At 52.8% G+C, this 18,891-nt stretch carries 17 protein-coding genes; 11 read left to right on the top strand and 6 right to left on the bottom strand.

Going from position 1 to position 18,891, the window contains the following annotated elements; all coding sequences use genetic code 11:
• Positions 1–63: 63 nt before the first annotated feature.
• Together ABJN86_RS12725 and ABJN86_RS12720 are read right to left on the bottom strand one after the other, a co-directional pair.
• Positions 64–2,019, bottom strand: coding sequence for a TonB-dependent receptor (locus ABJN86_RS12725; protein ID WP_348367617.1), 1,956 nt, complete (start codon positions 2,017–2,019; stop codon positions 64–66).
• A gap of 101 nt (positions 2,020–2,120) precedes the next feature.
• A complete protein-coding gene (locus tag ABJN86_RS12720; RefSeq protein WP_348367615.1) occupies positions 2,121–2,417 on the bottom strand; it encodes a DUF2218 domain-containing protein in 297 nt (98 codons plus the stop codon).
• A 146-nt stretch (positions 2,418–2,563) separates the two neighbouring features.
• On the opposite strand from ABJN86_RS12720, the gene ABJN86_RS12715 reads away from it, so the two are divergent.
• From ABJN86_RS12715 to ABJN86_RS12700, 4 genes are read left to right on the top strand one after another with little or no spacing between them, the layout of a single operon-like run.
• Positions 2,564–3,445 carry a siderophore ABC transporter substrate-binding protein gene (locus tag ABJN86_RS12715; RefSeq protein WP_348367613.1) on the top strand — a complete coding sequence of 294 codons (882 nt, stop codon included), beginning with the start codon at positions 2,564–2,566 and terminating at the stop codon, positions 3,443–3,445.
• Positions 3,446–3,455: 10 nt separating this feature from the next.
• The gene (locus ABJN86_RS12710; RefSeq protein ID WP_348367611.1) at positions 3,456–4,394 is read left to right on the top strand and encodes an iron chelate uptake ABC transporter family permease subunit; all 939 of its coding nucleotides are present in this window, start codon (positions 3,456–3,458) and stop codon (positions 4,392–4,394) included.
• Positions 4,384–5,328 carry an iron chelate uptake ABC transporter family permease subunit gene (locus tag ABJN86_RS12705; protein WP_348367609.1) on the top strand — a complete coding sequence of 315 codons (945 nt, stop codon included), beginning with the start codon at positions 4,384–4,386 and terminating at the stop codon, positions 5,326–5,328. Before ABJN86_RS12710 ends, ABJN86_RS12705 begins: the two co-directional genes overlap by 11 nt.
• Positions 5,325–6,065 carry an ATP-binding cassette domain-containing protein gene (locus tag ABJN86_RS12700; RefSeq protein ID WP_348367607.1) on the top strand — a complete coding sequence of 247 codons (741 nt, stop codon included), beginning with the start codon at positions 5,325–5,327 and terminating at the stop codon, positions 6,063–6,065. The genes ABJN86_RS12705 and ABJN86_RS12700 overlap by 4 nt, the downstream gene beginning before the upstream one ends.
• A gap of 919 nt (positions 6,066–6,984) precedes the next feature.
• On the opposite strand, the gene ABJN86_RS12695 is transcribed toward ABJN86_RS12700, so the two are convergent.
• On the bottom strand, positions 6,985–7,674 hold the full coding sequence (locus ABJN86_RS12695) for an NAD(P)-binding domain-containing protein (protein WP_348367606.1): 690 nt from the start codon (positions 7,672–7,674) through the stop codon (positions 6,985–6,987).
• Positions 7,675–8,736: 1,062 nt separating this feature from the next.
• Between ABJN86_RS12695 and ABJN86_RS12690 the strand changes: the two genes are divergently transcribed.
• The 7 genes from ABJN86_RS12690 to phoB all read left to right on the top strand — a co-directional run bounded on the left by ABJN86_RS12690 (position 8,737) and on the right by phoB (position 15,782).
• A complete protein-coding gene (locus ABJN86_RS12690) occupies positions 8,737–9,792 on the top strand; it encodes an ATP-binding protein (protein WP_348367604.1) in 1,056 nt (351 codons plus the stop codon).
• Between the two features lie 129 nt (positions 9,793–9,921).
• Positions 9,922–10,959 carry a substrate-binding domain-containing protein gene (locus ABJN86_RS12685; protein ID WP_348367603.1) on the top strand — a complete coding sequence of 346 codons (1,038 nt, stop codon included), beginning with the start codon at positions 9,922–9,924 and terminating at the stop codon, positions 10,957–10,959.
• Between the two features lie 59 nt (positions 10,960–11,018).
• A complete protein-coding gene (gene pstC / locus ABJN86_RS12680) occupies positions 11,019–12,245 on the top strand; it encodes a phosphate ABC transporter permease subunit PstC (protein ID WP_348367601.1) in 1,227 nt (408 codons plus the stop codon).
• Entirely contained in the window at positions 12,242–13,570 is a 1,329-nt protein-coding gene (gene pstA / locus ABJN86_RS12675) for a phosphate ABC transporter permease PstA (RefSeq protein WP_348367600.1), read from the top strand. The genes pstC and pstA overlap by 4 nt, the downstream gene beginning before the upstream one ends.
• A 13-nt stretch (positions 13,571–13,583) precedes the next feature.
• The gene (pstB, locus tag ABJN86_RS12670) at positions 13,584–14,381 is read left to right on the top strand and encodes a phosphate ABC transporter ATP-binding protein PstB (RefSeq protein WP_348367598.1); all 798 of its coding nucleotides are present in this window, start codon (positions 13,584–13,586) and stop codon (positions 14,379–14,381) included.
• 3 nt (positions 14,382–14,384) lie between these two features.
• Entirely contained in the window at positions 14,385–15,092 is a 708-nt protein-coding gene (gene phoU, locus ABJN86_RS12665; protein WP_348367597.1) for a phosphate signaling complex protein PhoU, read from the top strand.
• 3 nt (positions 15,093–15,095) lie between these two features.
• On the top strand, positions 15,096–15,782 hold the full coding sequence (gene phoB, locus ABJN86_RS12660) for a phosphate regulon transcriptional regulator PhoB (RefSeq protein ID WP_348367595.1): 687 nt from the start codon (positions 15,096–15,098) through the stop codon (positions 15,780–15,782).
• Positions 15,783–16,058: 276 nt separating this feature from the next.
• Here phoB and ABJN86_RS12655 read toward each other — a convergent pair whose 3' ends face one another.
• Genes ABJN86_RS12655 through ABJN86_RS12645 form a run of 3 tightly spaced genes read right to left on the bottom strand, consistent with a single transcriptional unit; the run spans position 16,059 to position 18,731 of the window.
• Positions 16,059–16,457 carry a hypothetical protein gene (locus ABJN86_RS12655; RefSeq protein ID WP_348367593.1) on the bottom strand — a complete coding sequence of 133 codons (399 nt, stop codon included), beginning with the start codon at positions 16,455–16,457 and terminating at the stop codon, positions 16,059–16,061.
• A complete protein-coding gene (locus ABJN86_RS12650; protein WP_348367591.1) occupies positions 16,457–18,079 on the bottom strand; it encodes a VCBS repeat-containing protein in 1,623 nt (540 codons plus the stop codon). Before ABJN86_RS12650 ends, ABJN86_RS12655 begins: the two co-directional genes overlap by 1 nt.
• A complete protein-coding gene (locus tag ABJN86_RS12645; protein ID WP_348367590.1) occupies positions 18,072–18,731 on the bottom strand; it encodes a DUF6796 family protein in 660 nt (219 codons plus the stop codon). The genes ABJN86_RS12650 and ABJN86_RS12645 overlap by 8 nt, the downstream gene beginning before the upstream one ends.
• Between the last annotated feature and the right edge of the window lie 160 nt (positions 18,732–18,891).

Below are 18,891 nucleotides of genomic sequence, written 5' to 3'. Positions count from 1 at the left end.
CTTTGGTAGATATCCAAAACAGTTAGAAAGATGAGGCGGAGAAACTCCCCGCCTCACGTCGCGCTAGAAGTTCAGCGTCGCGCTGAGTTTGAACGAGCGGCCTGGCTCGTTCAGTGGGACGACGACTGAATATTCTTGTCCGTAGGTCGCGCGGTTTGTGTAGGTTTCGTTAAAGAGATTGTTGATCTCGCCGCGAACGGTGAGGTTTTTTGCTCGCTTTGGTTTGTATTCCGCGAAAACATTCACCACCTCGTAGGAAGGTAGGGGCTGGCCTAGACCACCTGTATCGACGTCAAAGGTATCCGTTTCTTCCAACACGATCTGAGCGTCCGCACCAAAGGTGATGCCATGCTGTGGCAAGGTGTGGACCGCTTCGATGGTGATGATCTCGCCGATTGGCGTCGTGAAGTAGAGACCTGTGTCTGAGTCGGATGTGCCACCGTTAATCTCGGTGTCGATATTGGCGTAACCTACACGCAGGAAACCATGTTGCCAGTTGTAGCCGAAACCCAGTTCAAACCCTTCTGATGAGAAATCGGTCGTCAACCCAGGGCCGCCGCCATAACTAGGGTCGCGAGCGTTATCGACGTCGGTTTTGAAGTACTTTGCCTTCAGATCCCAACGTCCGAAATCGGCCTTGGCGGATAGAAACACGTTATCAGACGTCACTGACTCAATGCCGCCGGTAGGGTATGTCCATGTGGGGTTGATTATGAAGTTTTCGGCCAATGCGACGCCACCCCATACATGGGAATAACCGGCGCCAAGGGTAAGCACTTCATTTACGTCATATTCACCGCTGATGTTGCCTGATAGGCCTTCGTCACTCGATTTGCTGCCATCGACACCCGTGAACTGTTGGAAGTCGGCTCGCCCACCAAATGACAACCGTGCGCGATCAGATAGGTCTAAGCGTGCTTGTGCATAGATGCCAACATTGTCGGATTTCTCTGTTCCGGCCTCGTTGAACGTGGCGTTTGCCAGATAGCGGTAATCGAGTTCGGCTTCGTCAGAGAAGAAGTCGATACCGGCCGTCACAGTGCCGCCTTTGACGACAAAACGGTTCTCGATCTTACCGTTGAAGCTCTCGGTGGTGCCAAATGTCAGTTGGTCAGTCTCTACAATGTCGAGGTCAGTGGCGCTGTAAGCGAAAACAATCGTTGGGTCCCAGATGCCCCCCAATTGGTCATTGCTATAGGTGAACACGACATTTTCGCGGGTCAGGTCGTAATTTCGTGTCAGTGGAACAGGACGACCGGCGGTAAGAGCACCAATGTTTGCGCGGTAAGGGCGCGCATCGTCGTCGTTGACCTTTTCGTATGACAGCTCGAAACGATGACCCGTGTCAGTGGTATAGGCAGCCTTGGCCAATCCGCTGAACAAGTTGCTGCCCGAACCTGTAATGTCCACGCCGTCGCCATCTTCGCGCAGCCCGCCGTCGGAAATTTTGAAGAAACCTAGGTACTCCAAGTTGCCGTTGCGACCATATAACGAGGTGCTGTTGGTGAACAGATCGCCGTTGCTGTCGTATTCGCTTTTGACAAAGCCGCCGAAGTTTAAGTCTGGCGCAAGTAGGTCTTCGACATCCTTGGTTTCATAGCTTACCGATCCGCCAATGGCTGCGGGACCAGAGTCGGCGGCTGCCACGCCTGGCTCGATACGAACAGCTTTGAGCAGCGCGGGGTCAATAAGAGTGGTCGCATTGTGGTGGAAGATCTTGTTGTTCTGGCGTGACCCATCGATGCTCACGGAGAGGTTTGTTTCCTCAACCCCATTCACAAACAGCTTTTGTGACGCTGGGATTGAGCTACCGACTGCAATCGTAGGCTGGCTCTTGTAGAGATCTTGCAGGTCTTCGGGGTTCTGACGCTCGATGTCTTCGGCGGTGACTTCGACGGAGTTCTCGTCACCTACACCCAATACAATTGTGTTAAGATCAAACGGTTCATCAGATTGTGCGAATGCACCAGAGGCTGCAAGCCCTGCAGAAGTTAAGATGAAAATTGGGAGGGTCTTCATTGTTAGCAGTACCTTAATACGTTGAAAGATGAGTACTAAGGTTGCTGGGGTGGTTCCCTTGCTGCCGTGTATTTTATGTTCTGGCTTTTGGGTCGATTAGATCAACCAGAGGTGGGGGGCGACCAATTAAGGCCGGTAATGTTTTCGCGAAATGCGAATTTTTCAAGATGCCTGTCAATGACGTCATGCGCCGTTGGAATGTCTTCACTGCCGATGCTTGGAAATTCCACCGTCAAAGTTTGATCATCCGCCGTCAGTCGTGCTGATCCCATAGAGAACCTTGCGTGGCCCGAATGAGTGTCGTGCTCGACCGAAATTTTATGGCCGAAGTGCTTGCAAAGTTGTTGCAAATACTTGGAACTATTCGGTGTGTCTATTCGTCCGACGATACGTGGCATTGGCGCTCCCATTTTACCTGATTAAAAAGCTAAGGAATCTCTGGACACCACATATTGCAGGTTTTAAAGAAGGTCAAACCTTAAACGCAAAGCCATATCACCACAAAATTAGGTGCTAGCCATGCAGCATGACAGGAGACGTCATAATGCTAAAACAACTAGCCATTGTCCTTATCGGGTTGTCCTCCCCAACTCTCGCACAAACCGTTTCAGTAGACACATACACTGGGACCGTCGAGGTCGCGATGAATCCGGAAAAGATCGCCGTGTTTGACCTTGCAGCCATGGATAGTTTGCAAGCATTGGGTGTGAAGGCCAACGGGTTGGTTTCCCCAGTTTACCTGCCTTATCTGGAGGCCGCAGTCAAAGGAACGAAATCCGTGGGATCACTGTTCGAGCCGGACTTTGAAGCGGTCAACGCGATGCAGTTTGATTTGATCGTTGCCGGCGGCAGATCTTCGACACAGGCGCCTGAATTGGCAAAGATGGCGCCGACGATTGATATGACGATTTGGGAAGACCCCATTGGGCAGGGATTGGCGCGGCTTGAAGCCTATGGCGCGATCTTTGGCAAGGTTGAAGAAGCGGCAGCACTTGAAGCAGAGTTTCAGGTGCAACTTGAAGCGACCAAACAAGCTGTCGCGAATAAAGGCAACGCGTTGATCGTAATGACCAATGGCCCCAAAGTGTCTGCCTACGGTTTGGGCGGGCGTTTCGGGTGGCTGCACAGTGCTTTGGATTTGCCCGAAGCGGTGGCAAGCGTTGAGGAATCCACACATGGTGAGGCGATTAGCTTTGAATTTATCCGAGAAGCTAATCCGGACATCTTGATTGTAATCGACCGCTTTGCTGCGATTGGTCGAGAGGGAGCCAATGCCAAGACTACACTTGATAATGCTTTGGTTCATGGGACCAAGGCATGGGCAGAGGGCAAAGTCGTGTATTTGGACTCTGCACCGATCTACATCGCTGGCGGTGGCATTCAGTCCATGAACAAAACGCTAAAAGAGATTGCGGCGACGTTTTAAGGTTAGGCGGATGGCGCGGTATTTTTGGGCACTGTTCTCTTTCGGGTCCTTGTGCCTTTTGTCCCTTATGGTTGGGGTCATTGATCTGACGGCTGATGTGAAGGCGTGGCAGGTATTGGTGACAAGTCGCCTGCCGCGTACTATCGCCGTGGTGATAACTGGTGCGGGTTTGGCCATCTGTGGCGCGATAATGCAAATGCTGGTCCGCAACCGTTTCGTGGAGCCAATGACTGCGGGCACAGGGCAGGGTACGGCATTGGGTATCTTGCTGGTTACACTCTTCGTGCCGCAAGCTTCGCTTTTCGTCAAAATGGCGTTGGCATCGGTAACCGCACTTTGTACCAGCATTGGTTTTCTGGCTATTGTGCGCCGCCTGCCACCTACGCAGCCGTTGCTCGTGCCTTTGGTTGGTATTATCTATGGCGGCATCATTGGCGCGGGTGTGACTTTCGTCGCGTATCAAGCCGACCTTTTACAATACCTCGATGTTTGGATGAACGGTGAGTTCTCGGGGGTTTTGCAAGGTCGCTACGAACTGCTTTGGATCGCCGCAGTGGTAACAACAATCAGCTACTTTGCGGCTGACCAATTCGCGATTGTGTGTATGGGGCGGGTCGCCAGTGTGAACCTGGGCCTGAATTATGAACGGGTCGTTTTGATTGGCTTGGTGGTGGTTTCGGTTGTGACCTCATTGACGGTTGTGACGGTCGGTATGATCCCTTTCATCGGCCTTGTGGTCCCCAATATTGTGTCGCGCCTTTATGGAGACAACCTACGTGCGACTTTGCCCTATATCGCGATCATCGGGGCGAGCTTTGTGTTGATCAGCGACATTCTTGGGCGCGTTCTACACTACCCTTACGAGATCCCTGTTGGCACTGTTTTTGGCATCATCGGTACCTTGGTATTCCTATGGTTGCTTTACGCCCCGAGGCGTCATGGCGCGTAACCGATTGCTTACCTTAGGTGTGGCGTTGGTGCTTTGCATGCTGGGGTATATGACCCTTGGTGCACAAGGGGGGTGGGGGTTTATCCTACCATTTCGAGGGGCAAAGCTTGCAGCGCTTTTGTTAGTGTCACTGGCGATACCAACGTCTACGGTTTTGTTTCAAACCATCACCCAAAACCGCATTCTGACGCCCGCAATTATGGGTTTTGATGCACTTTATGTGCTGGTCGTGACGACATTGGTCTTTACGTTAGGTGGGCAGGAATATGTGCGTCTGCCGGCAATGGGGCAGTTCGCCTTGCATGTTATCCTGCTGATGATCGCGTCCTTTCTTTTGTTTGGAACCCTTCTCGGACAGATGCGCCAAGACGTAGTGCGCATGATCCTCACGGGGATCATCTTCGGGGTTTTATTTCGCTCAATTACCAGCTTTTTGCAGCGTATGATCGACCCAAATGAATACGCAATGATTCAGGTTAGTTCTTACGCGCGGTTCAGCCGGATCGAGACGGAGCTACCACTGATCGGGGCGGCCCTGACCGCGGTTTCAATGATATTCGCTTGGCGCATGCGTCACCGGTTGGATGTTTTAGAACTTGGACATGATGTGGCAATCAATTTGGGTGAAACCCCGCGCCGGATCACGTTGCAGGCGCTTGTGATCGTCGCGGCGCTGGTGTCGGTGTCCACGGCTTTAGTCGGGCCGATTGTGTTTCTTGGTTTACTGGTCGTAAGTCTTGCGCATTTACTTGTGCCTGCGGCAAGGCATGCGGTGTTGGTGCCTTGCTCGATCCTAATATGCGGGATCACTTTGGTGGGCGGACAAGCGGTACTTGAGCGCGTGTTGGGGTTATCGACACCTTTGTCAGTTGTGATCGACTTGCTGGGCGGAGTTGTGTTCTTGGCACTTTTACTTAGAAGGATGGCCAAATGATCAAGGTCTCGAATGTATCTTATGATATTGGCGGTACGCAGATATTGTCAGACATCAGCCTCGACATCCAAAAAGGTGCGATCACTGCTTTGATCGGTCCCAACGGCGCGGGGAAATCTACGCTACTCTCGCTTATTGCACGTCTGATGCCGTTACAAACGGGCTCGATCACGGTTGATGATCTTGAGGTTGGAAGTTGCGCGTCGGACATATTGGCACAAACTCTTGCCATCCTTCCACAAAGCTCTGATGCCGCACCGCGTTTGACGGTCCGCGATTTGGTCGGCTTTGGGCGCTATCCCTATCACAAGGGACGCGCAGGTCCGGAAGACTTAGAGATCATTGCACAAGCGCTGGACCGATTTGAATTGAATGACTTGGCGAATAGGCAGTTAGACACATTGTCGGGCGGTCAAAGGCAACGGGCGCAAGTGGCAATGATCCATGCACAAAGCACTGAGTATGTGTTGCTGGACGAGCCGCTCAACAATCTCGATATCGCCGCGTCTCGTGCCTTGATGCAACTTCTCCGAAGGTTAGGCCGTACGGTGGTGATCGTCCTGCATGACATCAACTATGCAAGCAGCTATGCGGATCAGATTGTGGCCATGAAGGGCGGAAAAATTCATTCGATTGGTACTCCGTTAGACGTGGTCAGAAGCGAGTTGTTAGAGGATGTTTTTGGCACGGGCGGGTTGGTACATGACGTGGGTGGGCGCCCTCTTGTTCAGGTTTGAATTTGACAAAAGTGGGTGCCGTTTGATCTAGGTGGGAGGACCCCAGTGTAAGAGGTTTTGTCTAAGTCGGATTTGCTCCGAAAGGGAAAAGAAGCGATGCACGCTAAGGAAAACGCCGATTTTAGGGGCCATATGTCAGCTCACTCTCAGTGCTGAAGGACAATTTTAGCGGTTTTCCGCCGCAACAGTATTTCCTTCAGCGCAGTGAGAATTGGTATTTCAGTAAGCGTCCCCACGACAATTGCAGCTAGAACTAAAGGCCGGTGAGGCATGGTCGCGGCCGTTAATGCCAGTATCAACGTCGCATTTCGAGCAGTCATGGTCATACCGAGTAACGCGCGCTGCGGATATTCTTAGCCGCCAAAATGCGCAAAGGCTTTACCGACGAAAAATGTCGCGCCAAAGAGCAATAATACCGCGATTGCAACGAGTGTGAAGGTTTCTGGCCGGATAGCTATTACCCCAATATTTACAGCAAAAATTTGGACAGTGAGAACAATAAGCACCAGCGCGGTGGCATGTCTTGAGTACTGGATATATGTTGCCCTGTCTCAGGCGCAGTTAAACCCACTGCCGACCCAACCACGATCGCGAGGATAAAGAACGCTGCAACTTTGGTCTGTGCCGAGGCGGTGTCTTCGGTTGGTGGTGTGCTCTTGATGAGAAACCTCTGGACCGACAAGAAAGAAGCCTGGCATGGAGGTGGACTCGTCTTGTGACGTCAACAACGGCATACCGTTCAGGGCGTAGCCAATCCTTCCGACACTCGGTCGGTGCCAGACCCAAAGCCTGTGGCCAGAATTGGTGCTTTTTCCGAAAGCCATGAATGGCCATCCCCAGACAGAATGCGCACGTCACCTTGTTCCTGCTTGAGCGCAATGACATCGACATTTGGCAGCAGCGAAATCGAGAACGATTCCTACGCGGCACTAAGCCTTTGGTGCGTGTAAGGGGACAGGCTACAGCTGGGGTCTTTGTCGCCGTCTAGCCACCGTGCGCTGCTATCAAGCACGACCACCTCTTTGTCGTTTTGATCCATGCCAATGGCGGCATCAATGCCACTTTCATAACCACCGATGACATAGACCTGACCCCCTGCAACGTCTTTCCAGCTTGGCATCGAGCTGTAGTGACGGCCCAAATTTGCACCAAGTAGGTCGTCATCCGATGGATCGCCGATATGGCCGCAAGCCCAAATTACGAAGTCTGAAGAAATTCGACCATTGTTGGTTTCAATATCGAATCCTTCATCATCGTGTTTTGGTTCAACAGACTGCACATCTATGCTGCATTGGACATTGACGCCAAAGGTATTCGCAGCCAGCGCTCGATATTCGGCATAAGACTTTCCATCTGGATGCTCACTGCGCAAGGACCACCCAGGAGAGCTGTCATAGCTAATCGCGTTCAGGTTGGTGATGCCAAAAACATTGCCTTGAAAAGAGGGGGTTATGAACCGTGCCTCCGTTGGCCAATCCAGAAATCTATGCCCAATTTTGCCGCGTTCTAGCAACCAAACATCGGGAATGGTTAGGTCTCGTAGAACCCGTGCAACCCCTAGTCCTGCGGGTCCAGCGCCAATGATTGCCACACGAATGTGGTCTGGCATGCCCATTTTGTCTTCGCAAATCATAGTGACGTTGGTCTACTTAACATTAACTCCAGTGACATCGTGCAATCGGCGCTGCGTACCTGTGGTGTTTCTCTAAAATGTCTGGGAGAAAGGTCCGGGCGGGACATATGGGCATAGTAGTCGCGGGTTTCGGGCAGCTGTGTTACTTATGTGTTATAGTATAACAATTGATGTGTGTATCGCCAACGCGTTGCAATGAATCTCGCCTATACATTCGTCGACACGGGTTTCGCCGGCATTGGTTCAACACTGCAACTCGACCTGTGCGGAGAAGCCGTCTCGGCACAGGTGATTGGCCATCTCTTTACGATGCCACCTTTGAATGAATGCGAAGCTAACGAACAGCCTTAGCCATCACCAAGAAGCAGACATTCATATGCTTGCTGTGAAACCGCATTGTGTATCGCGATGACATCGCGAACATCGAGAGACCTAGAGCGAGTTTGTTACACTCTCCAGAACTTCTGTGTGTTTGAATTTGACCCGTTAGTTAAGACCGCGTCATCCCACCGATTGAGACACTCCGTCTCTGACGACGGGGCAGGGTACGAAATGAAGAACGATCTGTCGCCCAGACCTTGAGTAAGAACGCGATGAACCCAATGGCGCAACTATCAGAATTCGGTCTTTGCGAAACTAAATCGCACAATGTAGGAGTGAGTTTAAGATCTGCTAGGCGGAGATCGTAAGGGCTTTCCATCAAATCAACCATTGCAGCGGCCACTTCTCTTGCACGAAACGTCAAGCTGTTTCCGTCTGCACTTTGTTGAGAAGGAACGCGGGTTCCATTAGCGAGAGCCCTTCTTCAACTCGACGACTTCGGATGAAAAAGTCGCCCCTTCTAACTTCAACAGGAGGATGACGGACATGCATGGGTTGGGTCAATGGCCGCTTCGAATTCGCTGACGTTCTGTTGAGGTGTCAGAAGTAAGAAAAAGTACGCATTCGAGCCGGTCGGTAAATTAGAGGATAGCGATGCTGTTGATTCGAGCATAATCTGGTTACTCCTACCCCACGCAGCAACCTTGAGACACAACCATGCTTCACAGTGACTCGGCCAACACCCCGGCAATCGAAGATATGATCGAGGCATTTCCCTTACCGACGCTGGTCATCTCCGGCGCAGGGACGCTCGCATGTATGAACGCTGCTGCAGAAGTGCGGTTTGGCAAAAGGGCACTAGGACGACATTTGACGACAAGCTTACGTCACCCCAAACTGGTGGACGCGGTTGAGCTCAGTTTACTGGACCGTGCGCCGCGCAAAGTTTCTTTTCAAGTCGTCGAAAACGGAAATGATGTTTTTTATGACGTGCATCTGCGCGCAATCGCCGGCACGCCCCTGCTGATCCTCAGCTTTCAAAATGCCACCGAGGTCGTGCTCGCCGAACAGATGCGCAGCGATTTCGTTGCCAATGTCAGTCACGAATTGCGCACGCCTCTCACGTCTTTGATGGGGTTTATTGAAACTTTGCAGGGGCCTGCCCGAAATGACGCAAATGCACGGGACCGTTTTTTGACAATTATGTCGGGCGAAGCCGAAAGGATGAATCGCCTCGTTGGGGATTTGCAATCGCTGAGCGGCGTCGAAGCTGGTGAGCACGTCCGCCCCAAGACAATAATTGATGTAAGAGATATCTTGCAAACGATGCTGAGCAACATCGCGCCGTTGGCGCAGGATAGTGGCGTGGCGCTGCGCTGCGATCTGGGTGAGATCCCCATGCAGGTGACGGGTGACAGCGATCAGTTGATACAAGTTTTCACCAATCTCGTTGAGAACGCGATTAAATATGGTGGTGGGGGGGATCAAGCCGTTCAAATTTCAGTGTCAGTTGAAACACATGATCCGGTTTTGCGTGGCCCCGCCGTAGCAATCAGCGTCAGTGATCATGGACCGGGGATTGACCCCATCCATTTACCCCGTCTGACAGAGCGATTTTACCGCGTCGACAGCCATCGCAGTCGCCAAATCGGGGGCACCGGATTGGGTCTGTCGATTGTAAAACATATTCTGAACCGTCATCGGGGGCGATTGAAGGTCGACAGCCAATTGGGAGAAGGGTCTCAGTTCACAGTCATATTGCCATCGGCCTAAGGCGAGACAAAATATCCACCTGTCATAAAACTGTAACATACCTGTCGCAAAACCGAAGCATGCTGTGCCGATAAGCATCGCAGGGCCACCAAGGGAGTGGCCTTTGATCCGGATATGATAGGAGATTTCATGTCACTCTTTAATCTAACAGCGTCTACGCTGGCCATCGCTGCTGTATCTGCCACCGCCGCCACCGCGCGCGATAACGTGCAAGTTGCAGGATCGTCTACTGTGCTTCCTTATGCTGCAATCGTTGCCGAAGCCTTCGGCGAAAATTTTGATTTTCCAACGCCGGTCGTTGAATCAGGCGGGTCCTCTGCTGGTCTCAAGCGGTTCTGCGAAGGCGTGGGCGAAAATACTGTCGATATCGCCAACGCCAGCCGCGCCATCAAGGCATCTGAAATTGAAGTTTGCGCTGAGAACGGTGTGACCGATATCATCGAGGTGCGTATCGGCTATGACGGGATTGTCTTCGCCAGCGATATCGCCGGTAACAACTTCACCTTTACGCCCACAGACTGGTACTTGGCCGTGGCTGCCGAGTTGCCTGTTGATGGCGCAATGGTCGCGAACCCCAATTCCAACTGGTCTACGATCAACGCTGATCTGCCGGAGCAGAAAATTCAGGCGTTTATCCCTGGAACCAAGCACGGCACACGCGAAGTGTTTGAGGAAAAAGTGTTGTTGCAAGGCTGCATCGACAGTGGTGGATTTGACATGATCATGACCCTCAACGGGGGCGACGAAGACGCGGCTGAGCAAAGCTGCATGAGCGTCCGCACCGATGGTCTTTCGGTTGATATTGACGGCGACTACACAGAAACGCTGGCGCGGATCGAAGCGGATACCAACGGTATCGGCGTATTCGGTCTATCGTTCTATGAAAACAACACAGACCGCCTGCAAGTCGCGCCTATGTCAGGCGTCGTGCCAAACACAGCCAGTATCGCCTCTGGTGAATACCCTGTGTCACGCCCGCTTTATTTCTACGTTAAGGCGGCACATCTGGACGTCATTCCAGGCCTTCAAGACTATGTGAGTTTCTTTGTCAGCGATGAAATCTCTGGTCCTGATGGTCCTTTGGCAGAATACGGTCTGGTCTCAGACCCAGAGCTTCTTGAAACCCAAGACGTAATCGCGAACCGTACCTTGCTGGACGGCATGTAACACAGGTCGCGAGGCTGACATCTCGTCAGCCTCGCCGCCGAAGGAATGGAAGCTGCTTTATGTGGGGCTTTTTAACACTTTCGTCTTTGCCGGTCTTGTTGGCGGGTCTCGCCTTGATAGGATTGGTCGGGGCGCAAATCCGTGCGCATCATGCTGCTGGTGGCGACTTGCGAAGTCTAGCCGCTTTGCCGCGCGCCCACGGAACGCACGCAATTCTCAGCGTACTTGTGCCAGCGATGACATGTCTTGTTGGCTTGTCATTGGTGCAGTTGATTGGGCGCAGGCTGGATGTCGAAACCCTATCTGATGGGGCCATATTCAGGGCGGTGCTGGTCGTTTCGGTATTGGGATGTGGTATCGCAATACTGCGGTCGACGGCTCAGTTTCGTGCACGGGCAGCGTCCGAAGCTTGGATCAAATCACTATTGATAACAGCATCCGCCGTAGCGATCTTGACCACCGTTGGCATTGTGCTGTCGATGTTGTTCGAGGCGGTGAATTTTTTCCGCCAATATGCGTGGCAGGACTTTTTCTTTTCCACCGATTGGTCCCCGAATTTTCGTGGCGACAGCGCGCTTGGGTTTCTGCCTTTGTTGTGGGGCACCTTCTATGTCAGCCTCATTGCCTTGACGCTTGCTGTGCCTGTGGGCCTGTTTGCGGCGATCTATTTGTCCGAATATGCAGGGCCACGGATGCGAGGTATCGCGAAGCCGCTGATCGAAATTCTCGCTGGAATTCCAACAATTGTTTATGGGCTCTTCGCACTGATCACCATCGGTCCGATGCTGCGAGACTATTTTGCGCAACCGCTTGGACTGGGCGGCAGTGCATCCTCGGTGATGACGGCGGGCATCGTTATGGGCATCATGTTGATCCCGTTTGTGTCGTCGTTGTCAGATGACGCAATCAATGCGGTGCCCCAGACTATGCGTGATGGGTCATATGCTCTTGGTGCCACGCGCTCTGAAACTGTGCGGCAAGTCATCATCCCTGCCGCTTTGCCCGGCATCATGGGGGCCGTGCTGCTGGCCACAAGCCGCGCCATTGGGGAGACAATGATTGTCGTCCTTGGTGCGGGGGCGGCCGCACAAATGTCATTGAACCCGTTTGAAGCGATGACGACAATCACCGTCAAAATCGTGAGCCAGCTTACAGGCGACACCGATTTTGCCAGCCCTGAGACGCTGGTTGCCTTTGCGCTTGGACTGACGTTGTTCACCTTTACTCTAGCGTTGAACGCGTTGGCCTTGATGATCGTTCGCAAATATCGGGAGCAATACGAATGACCCGCCCAACCAAGTCATTATTCGTCCAAGATGATCGCATCAAGCGGCGCAACGCCGCGGAAAAAAGGTTTCATGCCTATGGTCTGGCGGCTGTGGGATTGGCTGCCCTTGCGCTTGTTGTGTTGCTGACGTCTGTGGTTTCAAACGGGGCCAGTTCATTTCGCCAGACCTATGTCACGCTGGAAATCGCCTTGCCTGCCGACAAGTTGGACAAGGGCGGTGAACGTGATCCCGCGGCAATGGCCAAGGTTTCCACCTTTGGCTACACCCCCTTGTTGCGCGATGCTTTACTTGCGCAAATTACGGAATTGAATATCACCACGACATTGTCCAACAAAGATGTCGGCAACATGATCAGCAAAGAGGCCGCGGCAACGCTGCGCAACCATGTTCTTGCGAACCCGCAGCTTGTTGGTGGAACCGTGTCGTTAGAGGTGCTGGCCAATGGCCGTATCGATGGCTTTTTCAAAGGCCGCGTCACACTCGAAAGCGCCGCGCTGGACGGCAATACCTCCCCCGAGGCCTTGCAGATCGCCCAAAGCCTTGCGGATGCGGGGATCATGGAAACACGGTTCAATTGGTCGTTCTTGACCGCCCCTGACGCCAGTGACCAGCGGCCGGAAGCGGCGGGCTTGGGTGTTGCTATTCTTGGATCACTTTACATGATGCTGGTCGTATTGGTTCTAGCATTGCCTATTGGCGTGGCGGCAGCGGTCTACCTTGAAGAGTTTGCACCCAAGAGCCGCCTGTCTGACCTGATCGAAGTGAACATCAGCAATCTGGCGGCTGTTCCATCCATCGTATACGGGATTTTGGGGTTGGCGATCTTCATTAACTTTATGGGACTACGGCAATCGTCGCCTTTGGTTGGCGGGTTGGTGCTGACACTGATGACCTTGCCGACGATCATCATCGCAACCCGCGCGGCACTCAAGGCAGTACCACCCTCAATCCGCGACGCGGCCTTGGCGCTTGGTGCGACGAAGATGCAAGCGGTCTTCCACCATGTCTTACCGCTCGCCGCACCCGGCATCCTTACCGGCACAATTATTGGGTTGGCACAGGCCTTGGGTGAAACTGCACCACTTTTACTGATTGGCATGGTGGCTTTCGTGCGCGATTATCCGGCAACTTACAGCGAAACGGCGGGCCTGTTTGGGGAGGCTGCGACAGCACTACCTGTGCAGGTCTTCAACTGGACGCAGCGCGCCGACCCCGGTTTTGCGGAACGCGCATCTGGCGCGATCATAACCCTGTTGGTGTTTCTAGCGGTGATGAACACGGTGGCCGTTCTGCTGCGCCGCCGCTTTGAACGCCGCTGGTAGAAATAGATATCTGATGAAAGTGAACACATTGACCCAACCCGCCCCAGATACAGCCGAGCCAAAGATCACGGCCAGAAACGTACAGGTCTCCTATGGCGGCAACGCTGCGATCAAGGACGTGTCCGTGGACATCCCCCCCAACACGGTCACCGCCTTTATCGGGCCGTCAGGCTGCGGTAAATCAACGTTTCTGCGAAGCTTGAACCGGATGAACGACACGATTGATACTTGCCGCGTGAGTGGTGAAATAAAAATCGATGGCGAAGATATCTACGACCGCGCTGTCGATCCGGTGCAACTGCGCGCCAAGGTCGGGATGGTATTTCAAAAGCCAAATCCGTTTCCTAAATCAATCTTTGACAACGTGGCCTATGGCCCAAAAATCCATGGAATGGCCCGTAACAAGGCCGCGTTGGAGGTAATCGTCGAAGACGCGCTCAGAAAGGCAGCACTTTGGGATGAGGTCAAAGACCGGCTCGACAAAACGGGCACGGGGCTTTCGGGTGGGCAGCAACAAAGGCTGTGCATCGCACGGGCGATCGCAACGTCGCCCGAGGTATTGCTCATGGATGAACCTTGCTCCGCGCTTGATCCGATCGCGACGGCGCAGATAGAAGAGCTGATCAACGAGCTGCGTGAAAACTACTGTGTCGTGATCGTCACCCATTCGATGCAACAAGCAGCAAGGATCAGCCAAAAAACAGCGTTCTTCCACCTTGGAAGTCTGGTTGAATATGGCGACACAGATCAGGTATTTACGACCCCAAGTGACCCCAGAACCGAAAGCTACATCACCGGTAGGATTGGATAACCCATGACCAACGCACACATATCTTCGGCTTTCGACACCGATCTTGAAGCTGTTCTAGCGCAAATCATGAAAATGGGTGGCATGGTTGAAAACGCCATTCGCCTAAGTATGCAGTCGCTTGAGACTCGCGATGAAGAGCTTGCACATCAGGTTCGCGCAGCCGATGCAGACATCGATGCGCTCGAAGAGGCGATCAATGAAAATGCGGCTCGCATCATCGCCTTGCGTGCCCCTACTGCCATTGATTTGCGACTGATCCTGAGCGTGATCAAGATCAGCGGCAACCTTGAACGGATTGGAGACTACGCCAAAAACATGGCTAAACGCACCGAAGTATTGTCAAATGTCGATCCGATCAGCGACAGCACTGGCACCCTGCAACGGATGACCCGAGCCGTCGAGATCATGCTGAAAGACGCGCTTGATGCCTATATTCATCGTGATGTAGCACTTGCCGCTGATATCATTGCGCGCGATGCCGAGGTGGATCAGATGTATAATGCGCTGTTCCGCGAACTGCTGACGTTCATGATGGAAGACCCTCGCAATATTACGGCTTGCCTACATCTGCATTTCATTTCGAAAAACACAGAGCGCATGGGGGACCATGTGACGTCAATCGCAGAACAGGTCATATATTTGGCGAATGGAAAGCAACCCGATGAAGCGCGGCCGAAGGCAGACACAACATCTACAGTCACGGGGGTCTGACGGATGGCATCTCCACAAGCGCAAATCCTGCTTGTAGAGGATGAACCTGCTCAGGCAGAGGTCTTAACTTACAATCTGAGTGCAGAAGGCTTTGCTGTGCGCCACGCGACCAACGGCGAGGAAGCGATGCAATTGATCGACGAGGAACTGCCCGATCTTGTGATCCTCGATTGGATGATGCCATTGCTTAGCGGAATTGAGGTCTGTCGCCGGATCAAAAGCCGCGACACCACCAAGCATATTCCAATAATCATGCTGTCCGCCCGTTCCGAAGAAGTTGATAGTGTGCGTGGTCTGGATACAGGGGCGGATGACTATGTGACCAAGCCTTATTCAGTCAAAGAACTGATGGCCCGCGCCCGCACGCAATTGCGCCGGACCCACTCTGCAGCTGTTGTTACCTTAACTTACGAAGATATTGTTCTCGATCCTGAAAGCCATCGCGTCAGTCGAGCTCATCAAGAACTCTCGTTGGGCCCACTCGAATTTCGGCTTCTATCGAGGCTGATGGAACGACCCGGCCGGGTGTTCAGCCGCGAGCAACTCCTCGATCTCGTCTGGGGGCGTGACATATTCGTGGACTCGAGAACGGTCGATGTCCACGTCGCAAGACTGCGCAAAATATTAACGCGCTTTGGGGGCGCTGATCCAATCCGTACAGTACGGGGCGCGGGATACTCCCTTGGATGATATTTTGACTTGAACTAGTGAGCCATTTTTCCCTGCTTGAGTGCGCGGAAATTGTTAAAAGGCCGACTAAGAGAAATAGGCCCCAAAGGGTCCAATACCGCCTTTGGAGACTAGGAATAGGGTATACGGGCATTCCAAACCGAAACGCTCACCCAACTGGACGAAGGCCGTGATACTAGATGTGTTAGCCCCGTAGCGCTCTAAGTTTGCTCGTCGGCCCCCCAAATCATTGAGACCCATGCATCGTGATTTTCAACGGTAATATTAATCGTGGGACTAGGCGACTTGGAGCTCTAACCGTCTTATGACCATGTAGGTGACTGCGATCCCCGTTCCAACCATCAATGACGTGTAACACAAGGGCCAGCCGGTAGCGGAACGCGGGCAGGTCGGGAGGCCTACAATCTCGGCCGTGGTGCCAGCCAGCGCCAGTCCAATAACTGGCGCTGCTCCGGCGAAGAATAGCCAGTCATTGGGTTTTCGCCACATAGCGGCAGCGACACCGATTGCAGCATAGCAGATCGTGACAAGATAGCAGGCCGGAATGAAGCCGATAGACGGGCAGGCATCACCTGTCCGGAATTGTGCAACTGAGATCGGTACGATCCCAGTTAACACAATTCCAGAAATGATGACCAAGCCAAGACGTAATATGCGGCTTACAATTTGGCTCATCAGTTCGCGTCTTGAGGTCTCAGAGTTTCATTGCGAAAGCTCCCTGACACGGTCTTCTCGGTCCCATCCAAGTAGCGGATGGCGACGGATGTTGCAGATTGCGCACCAAGACCAGCGATGATGATATGGCTGCTATCAGATGTCAGACCCTCACCCGAAACATAGGGTTTTGACAAGGTAGAGCCATCCTCCAAAGTGATCGTCGCAAATGCGCCAATGGCGTCCAAGCCGTCGCCAAGATCGATCTTCAAGAAGCCGTCGCTTGCATCACCTTTGCTCAGGAACGCTTTGGATTTGCCTGCGATGTTGATGTGCACCACGTCAGGGCGGCCGTCACTGTTGAAGTCAGCTGTGAGCGGCACGATGGAATAACGGCGATTGATCACGCCCGCTTCCGCGCCGATCTCCGCAAACTCGCCGTTTGGTGTCTGTACCATCATGCGGCCAGGCAAACGTAGGAAGCCGATCTTGTGGATCGGGGAGGTGACGTAGTTTTGGGAGGCGATTAAGTCATCGCGGCCATCTAGGTTAAGGTCCTCAAACGACATACCCCAGCCAAATTCGAAGTCGGCAATCTTCACCTCCTCTGCCACGTCCTTGAACCCGCCAGACCCATCAGGTTGAAAGAGTACATATTTGCGGAACAGCGGTTGGTCATCGCGCAGGTCACCATTAACCATGAAGGTCGGTGGCGTATCGCCGATGTTGGAGAAGACGTAATCTGTGAAGCCATCGTTATTGTAGTCCGCAATGCCGATACCCATGACATAGGAATACTGCCCGGAGTTCGGGTTGTCGGTGTTGGTGAAGTAACCGGTGCCATCATTGACGTAAGTTCGAATGTGGCCCGTGTCATGTGCCACGATCAGGTCTAGATCGCCGTCACGCTCAAAGTCACCAAATGTCGCTTGGAAGGTGTTGTGCAAGTAGTACAGGCCACGTTCCTCGGTTTCATTTGTGAAGCTGTTGTCACCGTTGTTGATGAGGAGGGCAGAAACCCCTCCGTAACCCTCTTTGTTGAAGATGTTCAGTCCCTCAACGAGATCGACGTTGATGTAGCCGGACACATACATGTCGAATGCGCCGTCGTTGTTGACGTCGGCCACAGCCACAGAGAGTGCCGTTGTTTTGTCATCCAAGGGCGTGTCGAGCAGTTCGCCGGTAAAGACGCCGTCCTTGTTTGTGAACAGCGTGATACCTTCACGAGAGCTGACGATCAGGTCTGCTTGCCCATCGACATTTGCATCAAGAACCAAAGCGCTCAGGGATGTGCCATCGGCAGATTTGGTAATGCCAGCTACGCCTGCGATTTCGACAAACCCGCCGTTCTCGAACCGGTACAAGACGTTTTCTTGCTGATATCCACCACCGATGAACAACTCCTCTACGCCGTCACCATCAATATCAATGGCTGCGGACGCAGTGAAAGACAGCGATGTGTCATCAGAGTGCTGCTGATCAAATGGCAGCTCAATCTCATCAAATGTGGGAATGAGCGTTCCAGCTAGATCTGTGTCATAGGGGTTTTGCCGGTCAGTGAGTGTTTTCACGGACAGAACACCAAACATTGTCGCCGCAACGGGCAACATTACCATCGGTATGTATTTTAGTTTTTTAAGCATGTGACGAGCTTTCGTTTTGTAGGTCTTTTGAATTGATGATGAGCGATGCCGAGAACATTACGAAGTAAGCGACGTTAAGCGCTATGGGCATGATGTATTTGCCAATTGCTGGAACAGTGAAGAAGATGATGAAGGCGACGATGATCAAACAAATTGGGTTCAATGCCGCCATGGCGCGAGGATACAGGGAGCGGCCCGTCAAGCAAAGCCAGACGAAGATACCCGAAACGGCTAAGACAGCTATACGCACCACCATTAGCAAACTCTCATACCGCAATTCATAGAGGACCAACTGCTCCGGGATGCCGCCAGCAGCAACCAACTCAACAGCCATCGCACGGGACCCGATCCAAACAGCGCCGACGATGCAAGCATATGCCATGGAGAAACCCGCGATGCGCGCGGCTATCTCATTGGCAGGTCGCAGCATTAGGTAGATGTGGAAGGCCCCAACAACGTAAAGTGGCGCACCAAGGACACCAAAGAAGTGACCTATTGTTGCCCGCTCACGCGTCACGCCTTCAAAAAAGGCGAAAGTGTCTGTGTAGCGTGCGAGCGCGTCGTAGTGTAAAAGGAACTCACCTATTCCAACTAGGATCGCGGCTGTTAGCCCGACCAGTCCGGTGATTGCCCTTAAGCGTTTTTCTGTCATTTCCTGCCGTCCCCTACGGTACAATAGTAGTATTTTCTCTTGTTGCGAAAAATTCATCTATGCACACATTCATCGGTGTGCGTTCTCCGGCTTTCAGCTCGATCAAACACCTCAGTTGATAGTTTGATGTTCGCCAAGCCAAGAAGGATACAGGTGTTCG

It is taken from the genome of Litoreibacter sp., from assembly GCF_039974535.1.
Classification (GTDB): domain Bacteria; phylum Pseudomonadota; class Alphaproteobacteria; order Rhodobacterales; family Rhodobacteraceae; genus Litoreibacter.
Note: the sequence above shows the minus strand (reverse complement) of the source record. Positions and strands in the feature narration are given on the sequence as shown.